11 protein-coding genes and 1 pseudogene are annotated in these 16,099 nt (G+C 49.8%); 7 read left to right on the plus strand and 5 right to left on the minus strand.

Going from position 1 to position 16,099, the window contains the following annotated elements; translation table 11 throughout:
* Nucleotides 1-35 precede the first annotated feature (35 nt).
* Entirely contained in the window at nt 36-1,178 is a 1,143-nt protein-coding gene (locus EA392_06075; GenBank protein TVR39577.1) for an acyl-CoA dehydrogenase, read from the plus strand.
* Here EA392_06075 and murF read toward each other — a convergent pair.
* From murF to EA392_06090, 3 genes and pseudogenes are all read right to left on the minus strand, one after another.
* The gene (gene murF, locus EA392_06080; protein ID TVR39578.1) at nt 1,175-2,485 is read right to left on the minus strand and encodes a UDP-N-acetylmuramoyl-tripeptide--D-alanyl-D-alanine ligase; all 1,311 of its coding nucleotides are present in this window, start codon (nt 2,483-2,485) and stop codon (nt 1,175-1,177) included. The two genes, EA392_06075 and murF, sit on opposite strands and share 4 nt — an antisense overlap.
* 689 nt (nt 2,486-3,174) lie before the next feature.
* A pseudogene (locus tag EA392_06085) lies at nt 3,175-4,293 on the minus strand (gliding motility lipoprotein GldJ).
* Nucleotides 4,294-4,324: 31 nt separating this feature from the next.
* The gene (locus EA392_06090) at nt 4,325-5,323 is read right to left on the minus strand and encodes a type IX secretion system membrane protein PorP/SprF (GenBank protein TVR39579.1); all 999 of its coding nucleotides are present in this window, start codon (nt 5,321-5,323) and stop codon (nt 4,325-4,327) included.
* 133 nt (nt 5,324-5,456) lie between these two features.
* Here EA392_06090 and EA392_06095 point away from each other — a divergent pair, with 133 nt between their 5' ends.
* Genes EA392_06095 through EA392_06105 form a run of 3 tightly spaced genes read left to right on the plus strand, consistent with a single transcriptional unit; the run spans nt 5,457 to nt 11,217 of the window.
* Nucleotides 5,457-9,383 (plus strand): T9SS C-terminal target domain-containing protein, encoded by a 3,927-nt coding sequence (locus tag EA392_06095; GenBank protein ID TVR39580.1) that lies wholly within the window; start codon nt 5,457-5,459, stop codon nt 9,381-9,383.
* Between the two features lie 41 nt (nt 9,384-9,424).
* Nucleotides 9,425-10,732 carry a hypothetical protein gene (locus tag EA392_06100; protein ID TVR39581.1) on the plus strand — a complete coding sequence of 436 codons (1,308 nt, stop codon included), beginning with the start codon at nt 9,425-9,427 and terminating at the stop codon, nt 10,730-10,732.
* Between the two features lie 2 nt (nt 10,733-10,734).
* The gene (locus EA392_06105) at nt 10,735-11,217 is read left to right on the plus strand and encodes a 2-C-methyl-D-erythritol 2,4-cyclodiphosphate synthase (protein TVR39582.1); all 483 of its coding nucleotides are present in this window, start codon (nt 10,735-10,737) and stop codon (nt 11,215-11,217) included.
* A gap of 13 nt (nt 11,218-11,230) precedes the next feature.
* On the opposite strand, the gene EA392_06110 is transcribed toward EA392_06105, so the two are convergent.
* The gene (locus EA392_06110; GenBank protein TVR39589.1) at nt 11,231-11,875 is read right to left on the minus strand and encodes a DUF4956 domain-containing protein; all 645 of its coding nucleotides are present in this window, start codon (nt 11,873-11,875) and stop codon (nt 11,231-11,233) included.
* Between the two features lie 85 nt (nt 11,876-11,960).
* Entirely contained in the window at nt 11,961-12,716 is a 756-nt protein-coding gene (locus EA392_06115) for a polyphosphate polymerase domain-containing protein (GenBank protein ID TVR39583.1), read from the minus strand.
* Between the two features lie 84 nt (nt 12,717-12,800).
* On the opposite strand from EA392_06115, the gene EA392_06120 reads away from it, so the two are divergent.
* The 3 genes from EA392_06120 (at nt 12,801) to EA392_06130 (ending at nt 15,723) form a co-directional block, all read left to right on the plus strand.
* A complete protein-coding gene (locus EA392_06120; protein ID TVR39584.1) occupies nt 12,801-13,319 on the plus strand; it encodes a cytidine deaminase in 519 nt (172 codons plus the stop codon).
* Between the two features lie 65 nt (nt 13,320-13,384).
* Nucleotides 13,385-14,419, plus strand: a complete 1,035-nt coding sequence (gene pdhA, locus EA392_06125) for a pyruvate dehydrogenase (acetyl-transferring) E1 component subunit alpha (protein ID TVR39585.1) — start codon at nt 13,385-13,387, stop codon at nt 14,417-14,419.
* A 17-nt stretch (nt 14,420-14,436) separates the two neighbouring features.
* Complete coding sequence (locus EA392_06130; protein ID TVR39586.1) at nt 14,437-15,723, plus strand: 2-oxo acid dehydrogenase subunit E2; 1,287 nt, start codon at nt 14,437-14,439, stop codon at nt 15,721-15,723.
* Nucleotides 15,724-16,099 lie beyond the last annotated feature (376 nt).

The following is a 16,099-nucleotide window of genomic DNA, read 5'->3' on the forward strand; positions in this document are numbered from 1 at the left end:
CAACACAGTTTTTAACCTGAATAACAAAGCTACAAATGGACTTTTTATTGACCGAAGAGCAGATGGCCGTGCGTGATGCGGCCCGTGATTTTGCCCAAAATATTCTCAAGCCGGGTGTCATTGAACGCGATACCCACCAGCGTTTTCCCGAAGCAGAAATCAAACAGCTTGGTGAGCTGGGTTTTCTCGGAATGATGGTGGACCCCAAGTACGGTGGCGGCGGAATGGACACTATCAGCTATGTGCTGGCCATGGAGGAAATCTCCAAGATTGACGCCTCGGCATCGGTGGTGATGTCAGTAAACAACTCGCTTGTGTGCTGGGGTCTTGAACAATTCGGTTCGGAAGAACAAAAACAAAAATTCCTGGTTCCGCTGGCCAAAGGCGAAATCATCGGTGCATTTTGCCTGTCGGAGCCTGAAGCCGGTTCGGACGCTACCTCGCAGCGCACCACGGCTATTGACAAAGGCGACCACTACCTGCTGAACGGAACCAAAAACTGGATTACAAACGGAGGAACTGCTTCGGTATATCTTGTGATGGCACAAACCGATGTGGAAAAAGGTCACCGTGGAATCAATTGCCTCATCGTAGAGAAAGGCATGGAAGGATTTACAGTTGGCGCAAAAGAAGACAAACTCGGCATTCGCGGCTCGGATACGCACACGCTGATGTTTCAGGATGTGAAGGTTCCCAAAGAAAACCGCATCGGTGAAGATGGGTTTGGATTTAAATTCGCCATGAAGACACTGAGCGGCGGCCGTATCGGTATCGCGTCACAGGCTTTGGGAATTGCATCAGGAGCATACGAACTCGCGCTTGCATACTCTAAAGAGCGCACTACCTTTGGCAAGCCCATTTCGCAGCACCAGGCCATTGCCTTTAAGCTTGCCGACATGGCCCTTGAAATTGAAAACGCACGCAATCTGTGCCTGAAAGCCGCCTGGTTAAAAGACAGTGGAATGGATTATGAGTTGGCGGGCTCTATGGCTAAAGTGTACTCCTCGGAAGTGGCGATGCGCGTTACCACTGAAGCTGTTCAGGTGCACGGTGGCTACGGGTACGTGAAAGAATACCACGTAGAGCGATTGATGCGCGACGCCAAGATTACCCAGATTTACGAGGGTACTTCAGAGATTCAGAGGATTGTGATTTCGCGGGCAATTTTGAAGGATTAAGCACCCAGTAACGGTACAAGTCCCTCCAGTTGAATGCCTCTGGAGCCTTTCACAAGAATAAGCTTACCCACAGGTCGGTTTGTATCGAGATACGAACCGGCCTTTTTGTTGTCTTCAAAGGCAGGGAAGGGAAGTGCAGCTTTTTCAATTGCGTGACAAAAAGCCGATCCAACAAAAACCCCTTCGAGGCCCAGGGTACGCACGAGTTGCGCAATGCGGATGTGCTCTGTTTCCTCGTCGTCGCCAAGCTCCAGCATATCACCCAGAATACACATTTTGGAGAGAGGGGTTGATGTGCGTGCCAATTCCTGGAGGGCCGCCTCGGTGCTGGTAGGGTTGGCGTTGTAGGCATCCATGATGAGCGTGTTTGAACCTGCCCGAACTACCTGAGAGCGATTGTTGTCGGGCGTATAGTTCGCCAGTGCATCGCAAATAGTCTTGCCGGGTACATCAAAGTAATGGGCTACGCAAACGGCGAGCATAAAATTGGGAACGTTGTAAGCCCCGCTCAACTGTGTTTGGATTATGTCAGAGCTGAAATCATTCGACGACCAGCGAAAAGCCATGCAGAGCCCACTGCCTTCGCTTTGGCCACAAACGGAAGCTTCGTCGTGCATTCGTGTTGCGTAAGTAATGCGCTCCATACCTTCAGACATTTGCATCAGCGTGGCGTCGTTGCAATGAACAAAGAGCTTGCCCTTGTGGGTGCGATGATAGTCGTACATCTGACCTTTGGCTTTTCGCACCCCTTCTTTTCCGCCAAAGCCTTCGAGGTGCGCAGAACCTATGTTGGTTATAATGCCAAAATCTGGTTCGGCGATTGCACAGAGCTCACCGATATCATTGGGTTGGTTGGCACCCATTTCAATGATGGCGATTTCTGCATCGTGGCCCATAGCCAGCAGGGTAAGCGGCACACCAATGTGGTTGTTGAGGTTGCCCCTGGTGGCGTGAACGCGAAAAACCGGTGCCAGCGCTGCAGCCATCAGCTCTTTGCTGGTGGTTTTGCCATTGCTTCCGGTGAGGGCGATAACAGGAATGCTGAATTGCCGACGGTGGTGTGTAGCTAGTTTTTGGAGCGTTTCCAGCGCCGAATCCACGCGGATAAAGCGATCGTCCCACTGCTCAGGATCCTCATCAATCACGGCGTAGTTACTTCCTTCGCTCAGGGCCTGTGCAGCAAAGGTATTTCCGTTGAATCGCGCTCCCCTCAGGGCGAAAAAAATACTTCCCTTAACGATGTTGCGAGTATCGGTGCACACACCGTTGCCCGCCTTAAAACGCGTGTATAGCTCTTCGATTGACATGGGCTAAAAATAAACAACCCCGACCTCAGTGGTCGGGGTTGTTAAAGAATTTTATTGACGGGTTTCGGTTAATTGGCGCCGAGTCCGCGGGGGCTACCCACACGAGCCATTGCACATCGGAAACCAATGGTGGCCGTTGACTGGCGCTCATCCAGAAAACGACGTGTTCCGGGGTGGAGGTAGTATGCACGGTCTCTCCATGAGCCGCCTTTGTAAACACGGGCGCGGTTGCTAACCAAGGTAGCTGTTTGCCAGTCGTACATCATGTTGCCCTCGGGTGCTTCCTGCGCAAAATAGATGCTTGAGCGGTGGTCGCCGTCAAGGAAGTCGATATTGTCGGCAATTTGGTAGTTGCGGCGGTCAATGTTTTCTTCCTGGGTTACGTTTCGCATACGGAGCTGACCGGGGGTTTGCACTACAAAATCAGAGATTCCTTTCAGCAATTTGGGGGCAATCCTCAGGTCAGTAGATTTGATCAGGTCCACTCCGTCCTGAATGCGCATGTAGGCAGCATCGTCTTTGCGGGCTTCCAGCAGTTCGTTTGCTTCCTCGGCGTAGTTTACGAGAGTTTCAAGGAGTTGATCTTCTTCGGGAACCAGGCGGTTTTTGGTTGACTCACCAAATTTGTCGAGGTATTCCTGGATACCTTGCACATCGTACACCACTACGTCGAATTTGTCTTCGATGGCACCATCGCTGTTCAGCACTTTGGTTTGGAAAACGTTTCCGCGGTAGGGATTCAAGTCATCTTTGTCTTCGGGTGAGAGTGGACGATAAACATCCATTACCCATTCACTTACATTTCCGGCCATGTTGTAAAGGCCGTAATCGTTGGGTGCATAGCTGAACACAGGTGCAGTAATATCGGCGTTGTCATTCAGGCTTCCGGCTACTCCCATGTAGTCGCCTCGTCCGCGAACAAAGTTGGCCATCATATCGCCGTAGTAGCGGCTGTTGTTATCTCCGTTACGCACAAAGTGTCCGTTCCAGGGGTAAATTCTTCGTTCGTTGATTAATTCCTGGTAGGAGTTTCCAACAAGTCCGAAAGCAGCAAACTCCCATTCGGCTTCGGTGGGCAGGCGGTAACGGGGTAGAAGAATACCGTCTTCCATGCGCACATTGCGGGTTTCGCGGTTGGGGTTGAAGTCAATCACACCATCCACACGCTTTCCGGCTTCATATTGGCCGGCTAGATATGCATCCGTCGAAAAGTTTTCTTCATTGGTTTGTTGCGGGAAGTGTTCAAACAGACCTTCGCGGATAAGGATGGCCTCATTTACGCGGTCGGTTCGCCAGGCGCAAAAATCGTTTGCCTGAAGCCAATTTACACCTACCACAGGGTAGTCGCGATAAGCCGGGTGACGGAGGTAGTACTCGACGTAAGGCTCGTTGTAGGCGAGCTTGCTCCTCCAAACAAGGGTATCGGGGAGGGCTTTTTTGTAGATTTCGGGGTAGTCCATGCCGTACACCCGACGCAGCCAGTAGAGGTACTCCAGCCAGTAGAAGTTGGTTACTTCGGTTTCGTCCATATAGAATGACGACACAGTAACACGTCGCGGCATGTGGTGCCATTCGTACATAACGTCTTGTTCGGCGCGCCCCATGGAGAATGTCCCCCCCTCAATGAGTACAAGCCCCGGCCCGGTTTCTTGCTCCAGGAAGGGAGCTTTCTCGAAACCACCGTTTCTTTCGTCGTTGTAATTCCAGCCTGTTGCACCAGATTGATCGTATTTACACGAACTCACCAGCACAGCGATACCGCCGGTCAGCATAACTCCAAAAAGGAAGCTTTTCACGGATTGTTTCATGGCTATGGTTTTGCAGATTTGTCTTAACTAACTAAAAAGATGGGCAATTTATTACCCGGAACTTTCTTTTGGCTGGCTTGCAGTTAAACTGATAGGCCGCAGAAATTTCGTGTGAGCCACCGGTTCCGATGCCCAAGCGGTTCAGCGTGAGGTCGTAGCTGTAACCGAAGCGAATGGAATTGGTTTGTACCCCCAACATAATAATTAAAGCATCTTCCCATCGGTACCAGGCACCCAGTACAAAGGGATACTTGTTTACGTACATTCCCAAATTAAGTTGCTGAAAATCTCCCTGAACCATGTAAAGGATGTTGGGAGAGAGTGTTACGTCGCTGTCGCGACCTCCAACGGGGTAGGTAGCTCCTGCGTGAGCAGTCCAGCGTCGGGGAAGACGGCTTGTACCTACAATCAGCGATTCGTTGGGTTGAGTGAGGTGGTGTGTGGCAAATCCAAAGAAGTAAGTCTCATTAAAGAGCAAAAGACCACTCGAGAAGTCGATGTTACTCACGGTACCACCACGAGGAATATCCTGTGTGGCGTAAATAAACCCTTGACGCGTGTCAATCTGGTCGCCGAACTTGAGTTTATTCCAGTCAAGAGACTTATTAAAATAGGTCACTTCAAAACCGGCCTTAATAGACCATGTTTTAGAGATAGGACGTTGGTACGAATAAATACCGCTGATCCGGGTATTGGTTAATGTACCCGTTCCGGCCACGTCGTTTGTTACCAACAGCCCTAAACCTCCTGAAAGCGGATCTACGTGCTGGTCGTACGACGCACTGTAGGTCACAAAGTTTCCGGAAATTGCCGGCCACTGGTTGCGATAATTCATCACAAGCCGCGGGCAACGGGCACTACCGGCAAAAGCGGGGTTCAGGTACAGAGGATTCGCGTAGAACTGGGAAAATTGCGGGTCCTGGGCCTTTCCTTCCTCTTGCCAGAATACTGTAAGTACCACTGTCACAAGTGCTACCGGCAAATATCTTCTCAACATATCGCTCAAATGTGCAATTTTTTGAAGCTCCAATAATACGAATTATTTTGAAATGCCATCATTCGTTAAAATTGCAGCAATATTATTTTTGACTGTGCGTTTAGGCAATGTTTACTCTGAAAACTAAGTCCAACTAACGCGGCAAGATAACCATTTTAGAGGTACAATGAGAAATAGGCTTTTTTACCTTTCCTTTTGTGTGGTGCTCCTGTTGATATTGCCGGAGTTTGTTTTGGCTCAACGCTCACGTGCAGAAACTCCTGCGCGAACGGAAACGCGGGGAGAAAAAAGTGCTTACCTGCTTCAATGGGAAGGTGTCAAAGAAGAGAAGCTTTCTGAAACGGCCTACATTAAGCTGTTGATGCTGCACGGGGCCCAGTACCGGCTCGAACACCACAAAAATCCCATTGTAATTGTGGAGGTGCCCGTGAATGGTCGTCCTGAAAGATTAAATGTTACGCTCACCGATATGGTTTTTGAACCGCTCTCCTCAGCAGAGGTGGCAGCGCTTGATGCCGATTCCATTGCGGACGATATTACAGTTCAGACGCACATTGGTATTCAGCGCGGCAAGTTTATCGCGAAGGCCGAATTTGTTCCCATCCGCAGAAATCAGCGCAGTGGCGGATATGAAAAACTGGTTTCATATGACTACACCCACTATGTGAGCGGCACGGTGCCTGCGCCGCCCAGAGCAGCGAGAACAGGTTCGTCGGTGTTGTCGTCCGGAGAGTGGTACCGGGTTGGCGTGCCACGCGACGGGATGTACCGTATTACCTATCAATACCTGAAGGATATTGGCGTAAACGTGGAAGCCATCACACCCGATCAAATCAACATCTACGGCAACGGAAGCGGTTTGCTACCCTTTCAGAACAGCGTTTTTCGGCACGACGACCTTCAGCCCAACGCGATTCAGGTCGTCGACGGAGGTGATGGCTCTTTTGACCCCGGTGATCATATCCTGTTTTTTGCCAAAGGGCCTCACCGATGGCGCTACGATTCTCAAAACGATGAATTCCGACATGTAAAACACCTGTACTCGGATACGTCCTATTATTTTATTGGTATCGACGCCGGGCCGCCCAAGCGCATCGCTACGGAGCCTTCGCTTCCACAACCACCCACGCATCAGGTGAGCGTTTTTGATGATTATTCCTTTCACGAGCTCGATCAGGTGAATCTTATTAAGTCGGGGAGGAATTTTTTCGGTGAGCTGTTCGATATCCAAACCTCTTACAGCTTTTCGGGCGATCGCTTTACCTTTCCCAATATCCGCACTGATCAAACGGCCAAGGTTAGGGTGCAGGCTGCTGTTCGGCATATTCAGGTAGGAGGCTCCAGTACGGTGTTTGTGAATGTAGCCGGTCAGACCAGCGGGTCGTTTGCGGTTTCAGGCGTATCGGGCAACTACGCTCAAAGCTTTGCAAGGCTGGGCAGTACCCGGCTTGATTTCAATCCTTCGAACCCGGAGTTCAATATTGAAGTGTCCTATCAGCCGCCATCCTCAAATAGCAGGGCGTGGCTCGATTTTATCTCGGTGAATGTTCGCCGCAATCTGGCAATGTCAGGAAACCAAATGCTGTTTCGCGACCAGCAATCGGTAGGAGCAGGTAATATTGCACAGTTCAACCTGAGTTCTGCCAGCTCGGTAAGGCGCATTTGGGATGTTACCGACCCCACTACAGCGGTTGCTATTGATTACGGTCCGGATGGCCCCGGTATTTCATTTACTCGCTCGGCATCACAGCGCAGAGAATATGTGGCCATTACCAATTTCAACTACCCGACACCGACCTTTTTCGGAAAGGTGCCCAATCAGAACTTGCACGCCTTGGTGTCAGGTCAAACCATTGATATGATTATTGTAACCCACCCGCGGTTTTATGCCGAGGCAATGGAACTTGCAGCATATCATACCCATCACCCTGTAGACCCTGTTTACACAGAAGTGGTTACCAACCAACAGGTCTACAATGAGTTTTCGTCGGGAACACCTGATATAACGGCCATCAAAGATTTGATGCGCATGTTTTACGACCACGCCAACGGCAACGAGGACCTGATGCCGAAGTATTTGCTGTTGTTTGGTGATGGCTCATTCGACAACCGGAGTCGCGCAGAGAGCAATACCAATTTTGTATTGACTTATCAAACCGAGAACTCTACAGATCCGATTGGCTCTTTTGTATCCGACGATTATTTTGGTTTGCTTGATTTTAATGAAGGAGAAGGCAACAACGATCTGGTTGATATCGGAATTGGTCGTCTTACCGTGAAAACGCGTCAGGAGGCGCAGGCTGTGGTTCGCAAAATAAAGAACTATACCACCAGTGATTTCGGCAGCGAGGTTGCTCATTGCTCAGGAGTGGGCTCCAATGTTTTTGGGGAGTGGAGAAATCGCGTGATGTTTATCGGTGATAACGGTGATAATAATCTGCACATGAGCCACGCACGGGATCTGGCCGCGATTGTTGAGGAGAATCATCCAGACTACAATATAAGCCTGGTGTTGCTCGATGCCTATCCGCGTATCACAACCCCCGGCGGAGATCGTATTCCTGAGGTTAATCGCATCATACGCGAAGGAGTAGATCGCGGGATGTTGCTCGTAAACTATTCCGGACACGGGGGAGAAGTGGGCTGGGCGCACGAGCGGATTCTGGATGTTTCAACCATTCGAAACTGGACGAACTTTAACGCTCTTCCGCTTTTCGTGACAGCCACCTGCGAATTTACGCGCTTTGATGACCCCGGCCGGACCTCAGCCGGTGAGTACGTGCTGTTAAACCCCGATGGAGCTGGAATTGCACTTCTTTCAACCACCCGGCTTGTGTTTGCGAGTGCCAATTTCTTCCTTAATCAGGCGTTTTACGGCGTTGCGCTCAACAACAATGTTTTTGAAGACCTCCGACTGGGGGATATTGCGCGATTGACCAAAGTAAATGGTCCTCCGGGAGCCAATACGCGCAGTTTTTCACTGGTGGGCGACCCTGCCGTAAAACTGGTATATCCCCAGCAGAAAATTTACACCACCTCCATTACCGATACCCTGGGGAATCCGCTGGATACGCTCAAAGCACTGGGGAACGTAAAAGTAACCGGCTATGTTGGCGATTTGAATGGATCCGTGCTATCGGATTTCAACGGCGTGCTGACGGCCACCATTTTCGACAAAGCATCGAATGTAACAACCCTAGCCCAGGCAGGGCCGCCATTTGAATTCTCTACCCATCAAAATGTAATATACCGTGGCAAGGCGAGTGTGAGTAACGGGCAGTTCAGCTTTTCGTTTATTGTGCCCAGGGATATTAACCTCGCAGTGGATTCAACAGGGCGTTTCAGTTATTATGCTGTGGGCGAAGAGTACGATGCACACGGCCACGCGGCCAATGTTACGGTAGGTAGTATTGATGAAAATGCAGCCATCGACGAAGAAGGCCCAGAGATAAAGCTGTTTATGAACGACGAGAATTTTGTGTTTGGCGGGATGACCGATGAGAACCCTGTTATTTTTGCCAAACTTTTTGACGACAGCGGTATTAATATGGTAGGAACCGGAATTGGCCATGACATTACGGCAATTAAGAACAATGATTCGTCCAACCCCATTATCCTCAACGATTTTTACGAATCGGATTTGGATACCTATCAGAGCGGCACGGTGCGCTACCAACTGAACGACCTGGAAGAGGGGCGCTACACCCTCAACCTCAAGGCCTGGGATGTGCACAACAACTCGGGCGAGGCATTCACCGAATTTGTGGTTGCCGAAAGCGATGAGTTCGCGCTCTCACACGTACTGAATTACCCCAACCCCTTTACCACATATACCGAGTTTTTCTTTGAACACAACCAGGTTTGTACATTTTTAAACGTACAGATTCAGGTGTTCACTGTTTCCGGCAAGCTCGTAAAGACCATCAATACAGTTTCCAACACAAATGGCTTTCGGGTAGAGCCCATTGCGTGGAATGGTTTGGATGACTATGGCGACCAACTCGCCCGTGGTGTGTACGTCTATAAAGTAAAGGTACGAACACCTTCCGGCGACAGAGCAGAGAAGTTTGAGAAGTTGGTAATTTTGAAATGATTGATTTAAGCCGAAATACCTTATATTTGCAACCCTTTTTAATGACCACGATGATGCGACAATTTGTAGTCCTGACATCGCTTGTAGGCCTAAGCTTAGGCGCCTATGCGCAACAGGATATTTGCTCGGGAGTTAGTACCAATGCTATTACCGGGCGCAACGACTGCAGTAATCCGAACGTGATTACCACGGCAGTTCCCTTTCTTACCATTGCCCCCGATTCTCGCTCAGGCGCTATGGGAGATGCCGGTGCCGGACTATCACCTGATGCCAACAGCCAGCACTGGAATGCCTCCAAGCTTGCATTTGCCGAGAAAGACATGGAGGTTTCACTGTCGTACAGCCCGTGGTTGAGAAACCTGGTAAACGACATGCACATGGCCTATCTGGCGGGTTATAAAAAACTCGATAAGCGCTCGGCTTTGGGTGTGTCTCTTAGATATTTTAACCTGGGTAACATTCAGTTTACCAATGATGTTGGGCAGGAAATCCGCGATTTTAAGCCCAATGAGTTTGCTTTTGATGTTTCGTACTCGCTGCTGCTCTCCGACCGCTTTTCCGGAGGTATTACTGCGCGCTACATCAACTCAAACCTCACCGGCGGCGTGATGGTAGGTGGTGCTGATTCTCGTGCAGGACAGGCATTTGCGGTGGATGTATCTGTGTTCTATATGAATGATGATATCCGCGTGGGTGATATGCCCGCTACTTTTGCCATGGGTGCCGTAATAAGCAACATTGGTAATAAAATGGCCTACACCAACACGGCCGACAGAGATTTCATTCCGATTAACCTGCGTTTAGGTCCGGCCTTTACCGTCGAAATTGACCGATACAATAAGTTTACGGCTGCCGTGGATTTCAACAAATTACTGGTACCGTCTCCTCCTCTTTACAATCCGCAAACAGGAGAGGTTGCTGCCGGTCTCGATCCTGATGTAGGGGTAGCCACAGGAATCATCCAATCATTTTATGATGCACCCGGTGACCCGGTTCGTGATGACGATGGAAACCCCGTTTTTAACGAAGACGGCACGGTTCAAATCCGTCCTGGAACAGTTTTTCGCGAAGAATTGCGCGAAATCACCATTGGAGGAGGTCTTGAATACTCTTACGCCGACCAGTTTTTTGTGCGCGCAGGGTACTTCCACGAGCACGCTACCAAAGGAAACCGCAAGTTCATCACCGCCGGCGTAGGGGTGGCTTTCTCCATGTTTGCCATAGACTTCAGCTACATCGCAGCGGTAAACAGAATCAACCCCTTGGCCAACACCCTTCGCTTTAGCCTCCGTTTGCGTTTTGATGACCTCAAGAACGCTGGACGTACTCGTGAAATCGCACCCGACTAAGAATGAAGATTCGGGTAGGATTTGGTTATGACGTGCATGAACTACGCGAGGGTCACCCTTTTTGGATAGGCGGTGTACAACTCGAACATCACAAAGGTGCTTATGGCCACTCCGACGCGGATGTGCTGCTTCACGCTATTTGCGATGCAATTCTGGGTGCACTCAGCCTGCGAGATATCGGTTACCACTTTCCCAATACCGACCCTAAATACGCAGGTATCGACAGCAAGGAATTGTTGCGGGAAGTGATTGAGCTGATGCGCAGCAAGGACTTTGAAGTAGGTAACATTGACTCAACCGTTTGCCTGGAAGCCCCCAAGGTGAACCCTCATATCCCCGGGATGCAACAAGCCATTGCCGAAATATGCGGCATTGAGAGCTCAGATGTAAGCATCAAAGCCACCACCAGTGAAAAGCTGGGCTACGTAGGCAGGGAAGAAGGAGTGTTTGCGCAAGCAGTGGTGCTGCTTCAATCCAACCACTGATTTCTACATCAATTTAGTCAACTCTTGAGTCGCGGTCCTCGTAAGAGTGCGTTTGCTCGTCTTCGTAGTAGTAAATGCGGATATTGGCTGTATCGCGAAGAAAATCAATGTTTCCTATCTCCACACGGTTGATATTAAGACCTGTTCGTACTTTCAGGTCGGCCATCAGGTCTTCATACTTTTCAGGCAGTATAAGGTCAATACGCTCATAGGTAATTTTCTTGGTGGTTTCGTGTTTAAGAAGGAAAACACGCTCCAGGGCATAGGCCACAATGATGATGGCACCATTGGTAACAACCAACTCGGTGAGACTTACTTTTTCGTTGGCCAGGGCGTTCATCACGGAAACCCCAATCACAAGGAATAGGTAGGTCATTTCCTTAATCGGGATGGTATCCGTACGGTATCGGATTATGCCGAAGATGGCAAACAGACCCAGTGCAAAACCCAGTTCAAGCTTCACGTTCTCGAGCAGCGAGCACAAGAAGAAGATACTTACGCTGATCAGCACGTAGGTAAACAAATAGTCTTTGCGTTTAGTGATGGGATAGTAAATCATCCTCACCATAATAAGCACCGCGATCAGGTTAAAAGCAAAGCGCGTAATTGTGCGAACAAAGCTATTGGCCTCAAATATGGGTGTGCCCATAAACTCCAAAGCACCGGAGCTTCCTCTTCCAAACCATTCAACACCCGATTGAACAGCCGGACTAAAGCCCGCGGACTGAAAATTCAGCAAAAAGTCATGCAACCAGGTCATTACTCAATTTTTTGATGGTTCTAATCTTTGGTTTGAAATTATTGGCTTTCAGGTGCTTGTTTAACATGGCGGAGCCAACACAGTACTTGCTGAGCCGGGTGGGGCGTATCTTCAATTTTTTGGCGGCCTCGGCAAAAGGGCTCAGTCGATCCATACGCTCTTGTTTCAGCTCGGCTATCACGACGTCGTGTAACTCCAAACGTTGGTCGCCAAACGAAAATTCGAGGTCGAAATCAATGGTAAGGCGCTCTTTTCGCTCATTGTTTACGAAGGTAATGCGCTTGAAAGAGTTCCACAAACGAGGTAATAAATGTTCATGCACTCCTGCATGATTCAGCACAAACTCCTGCTGTTCTTTACTTAGCTCTTCACGAAAGTCGTCCACAACAATTCGCTGCTTGATGGTTTCGTCTTTATTGGTTTTTCTCTTAACTTCCAAAAAACAAAGGTCGCTGTCCACATACTTTCGGAATCTCACCTTGCTTCGGTTGCGTTTACCGTTTTGATGTTGAATGTAAAATGACCTTTCGGGGGTATCGAGATATAATGTCCGGTATCGGTTACAGCGCACGCCATTCACCTCCAGCACGCGGTACTCACCGGCAATACCCTCAATAACTTCAGCAATCAGTGAGCGCGCAAACAGGTACTTGGTGTCCGTGCGCTGCATCAGGCGCACAGCATCCATTTCAGCAAGCGAAATCGGCTGAAATCCGGCTATAAGGGTTTCAATGTTCATGCAGGTAAGCCTGCAAAATTAGAATTATTCCGCAATCATGTTACGAAATTGAGAACATCGTGTTATCAGCAAACCACTTCGGAAATGGAAATTCGTAATTTGGCCCACCTAATGAAAGCGCAAACCATCGAGATTAAAGTTGAGGTTTTTCCCGACAGGGATGCCCTGCCAGGGGTTCAAAAACAATTGCTGGATATGGCTGACGAGGCCTCAGGGCGAGCTTATGCACCATACTCCCGCTTTCATGTTGGAGCGGCGGTACTCCTGGAGAATGGCGAAACCATTACCGGAAGCAACCAGGAAAACGGAGCTTACCCGTCTGGACTTTGCGCCGAACGCGTTGCCCTTTTCGCTGCTAAAGCCCGCTTTCCCTCTGTTCCTATTGTTGCGCTTGCCATTTTTGCCGACGGAAAGGATATGCCCGTCTCTCACCCGGTTTCACCCTGCGGGGGTTGCCGCCAGGTGATGAGCGAATATGAATTAAATCAACCCGGCCCATATCCTGTTGTTTTTCAAGGTGGAAAAGGGGAGGTGTACCGCACCGGATCGGCTGCCGCGTTGCTCCCGCTGCAATTCCGCGGTAACTTCCTTAAAAAGGACTAATCGAGGCAGCTTTTTGCCCGATAGGCCTATATTTGTACCCCGAAACCCTTTTGACGACCCGAAATATGTCAACCAAAACTGCAAGTAACAAAAAGAAAAAAGCAGCTAACTCCAACGAGTTCAGTAAAGAAACATACGTAAACTGGTTCGAGAGCATGCTCCTGATGCGCGTTTTTGAAGAGCGTTGTTCCGCCCTTTACATTCAGCAAAAATTTGGAGGCTTTTGTCACCTGTACATTGGTCAGGAAGCCATTCTTGCCGGTATGGTTTCTGCCATGAAAAAAGACGATAACGTGATTACGGCCTACCGCGACCACGCTCATCCTCTGGCCCTCGGTACCGATCCAAACCTCGTAATGGCCGAGTTGTACGGAAAGCAAACCGGACTTTCAAAAGGTAAAGGTGGTTCGATGCACATGTTCGATGTTTCTCGCCGGCTTTTTGGCGGCCACGGAATTGTAGGAGGCCAGATTCCCCTCGGAGCGGGTATCGCACTTGCAGAGCAGTACAAAGGCACCAAAAATGTAACCTACTGCTTTATGGGCGACGGAGCCGTGCGTCAGGGTGCTTTGCACGAGACTTTCAACATGGCCATGACCTGGAAATTGCCTGTGGTCTTCGTGATTGAAAACAACAACTACGCCATGGGAACCTCGGTGGAACGCACTTCCAATGTACACGAATTGCACAAAATCGGCCTTTCGTACGATATGCCCTCCATGCCCGTTAATGGTATGCGCTGCGAAGATGTGCACCACGGCTTTGCCGAAGCCGCAGAACGCGCTCGAAAAGGCGATGGACCTACGCTGCTCGATGTGAAAACCTATCGTTACAAAGGGCACTCCATGAGCGACCCTCAGCATTACCGCACCAAAGAGGAAGTTGCCGAATACAAAGCGCAGGACCCCATTGAGCAGGTGCTGAAAACCATCAATGAAAATAAATACCTGAGCGAAAAGCAAATTGAAGCCATTCGCAAAAAGGTGAAAGAGCAGGTAGATGAAGCTGTGAAATTTGCTGAAGAATCACCGTTTCCACCGGCCGAAGAGCTCTACAAAGACGTGTACCTGCAGGAAGATTACCCATTTGTGAACGACTAAAAACACCACGCAATAACATGGCGGAAATTGTACGAATGCCCAAATTGAGCGACACCATGACCGAAGGAGTGGTGGCCGAGTGGCATAAGAAAGTAGGAGATGAAGTAAAGTCGGGTGAGCTGCTCGCGGAGATTGAAACCGACAAAGCCACCATGGAGTTTGAATCCTTTCAGGATGGTGTGTTGCTGCACATTGGTGTGGACAAAGGAAAATCGGCACCCGTGGATTCCATTCTCGCCATTTTAGGAGAGAAAGGCGAAGACGTGGAGAAAATCCTCAAAGAGGAAAAAGAAAGCGCGGCAAAGGAGGAACCCAAAGAAGAGAAGAAAGCAGAGCCCGCCAAAGAAGAACCCAAAAAAGAAGCTGCGAAAGCCGCTCCTGAGAAATCAGCGGCACCTGTTGCTGAAAAAACGAAAGATTCTGCTCGTCCTGCGGCGGCATCCATACTCTCAGACAACGGCGCTGATCGCGTAAAAGCATCTCCGCTGGCGCGCAAACTGGCCGAAGACCGCGGAATCAACATGAACGTACTGCGCGGAACCGGCGAAGGAGGACGTATTGTAAAGCGCGACATTGAGAACTACCGTGGGGCCGCTTTTGCAGGTATTGAATCGTATGAAGACCGCGAAGTTTCGCAAATGCGCAAAACCATTGCCCGCCGATTGTCGGAGAGCAAGTTTGAGGCCCCCCATTTTTACCTCACCATTGAGATGGACATGGAGCCCGCCGTTGCGGCGCGCGAGTCAATCAACGCAGCTATCAAGCCGGCCAAAATTTCATTCAACGACCTGGTGGTGAAAGCTGCGGCCATGGCGCTCAGAAAGCACCCGCAGGTAAATGCATCGTGGCACGGCGACTATATGCGCTTCAACAAGCACATTCACGTAGGTGTGGCTGTGGCAGTGGACGAAGGACTGCTGGTGCCTGTAGTGCGATTTGCCGATGGCAAAACCCTGACCCAGATTGGCGATGAGGTGCGCGACTTTGCCGTAAAGGCCCGCAACAAGAAACTTCAACCGCAGGATTGGGAAGGCAATACCTTTACCATCTCCAACCTCGGTATGTTTGGAATTGACGAGTTCACTGCCATTATCAACCCACCTGATGCCTGTATTATGGCTGTAGGAGCCATCGTTGATAAGCCCGTGGTGAAAAACGGACAGGTGGTGCCGGGTAAAACCATGAAAGTGACCCTCTCTTGCGATCACCGCATTGTGGACGGTGCCGTGGGTTCGGCTTTTTTGCAGACCTTCCGCACCTATATCGAAAACCCGGTGGTGCTGCTCGGTGAGCACAACATCTAAAAGCGCTCGTTTTTGACATTTCTCAAAGCCGTTCTGAAAAGAGCGGCTTTTTTTGTGACGGTTTCGGAGCACCTGGTGTGCAATCACCATGCATGGCTTCAATGTCTCATCACCACATCATCTCTTTGGCTGAAGCCTGTTCAGCGTAGCGTCTCGCTACGCGGTAGTTTCCAAGGCGTCCCCGCCTGCTTTTGGAGACCCCTTCAGAGCCTTTGTTTACAATCACCCGTCTTAGCTTCATTATCTAATTATCTCATTATCTAATCATCTCATCACCAAATCATCTCATTGGCTCAAGCCCCCACTCTCGCGCATGCAATGGCGCAGCGGTGCTTGTGTGCCGAAACCAAAAATTCGTAAATTCAAAACATGAGTG

The organism is Cryomorphaceae bacterium, assembly GCA_007695365.1.
Taxonomy (GTDB): Bacteria; Bacteroidota; Bacteroidia; order Flavobacteriales_D; family SKUL01; genus SKUL01.

Excerpts from the sequence above, each read along its gene's own strand:
- EA392_06075 (TVR39577.1), top strand. The coding sequence starts at position 36 with ATGGACTTTTTATTGACCGAAGAGCAGATGGCCGTGCGTGATGCGGCC.
- murF (TVR39578.1), bottom strand. The coding sequence starts at position 2,485 with ATGTCAATCGAAGAGCTATACACGCGTTTTAAGGCGGGCAACGGTGTG.
- EA392_06095 (TVR39580.1), top strand. The coding sequence starts at position 5,457 with ATGAGAAATAGGCTTTTTTACCTTTCCTTTTGTGTGGTGCTCCTGTTG.
- EA392_06100 (TVR39581.1), top strand. The coding sequence starts at position 9,425 with ATGACCACGATGATGCGACAATTTGTAGTCCTGACATCGCTTGTAGGC.
- EA392_06105 (TVR39582.1), top strand. The coding sequence starts at position 10,735 with ATGAAGATTCGGGTAGGATTTGGTTATGACGTGCATGAACTACGCGAG.
- EA392_06115 (TVR39583.1), bottom strand. The coding sequence starts at position 12,716 with ATGAACATTGAAACCCTTATAGCCGGATTTCAGCCGATTTCGCTTGCT.
- EA392_06120 (TVR39584.1), top strand. The coding sequence starts at position 12,801 with ATGGAAATTCGTAATTTGGCCCACCTAATGAAAGCGCAAACCATCGAG.
- pdhA (TVR39585.1), top strand. The coding sequence starts at position 13,385 with ATGTCAACCAAAACTGCAAGTAACAAAAAGAAAAAAGCAGCTAACTCC.
- EA392_06130 (TVR39586.1), top strand. The coding sequence starts at position 14,437 with ATGGCGGAAATTGTACGAATGCCCAAATTGAGCGACACCATGACCGAA.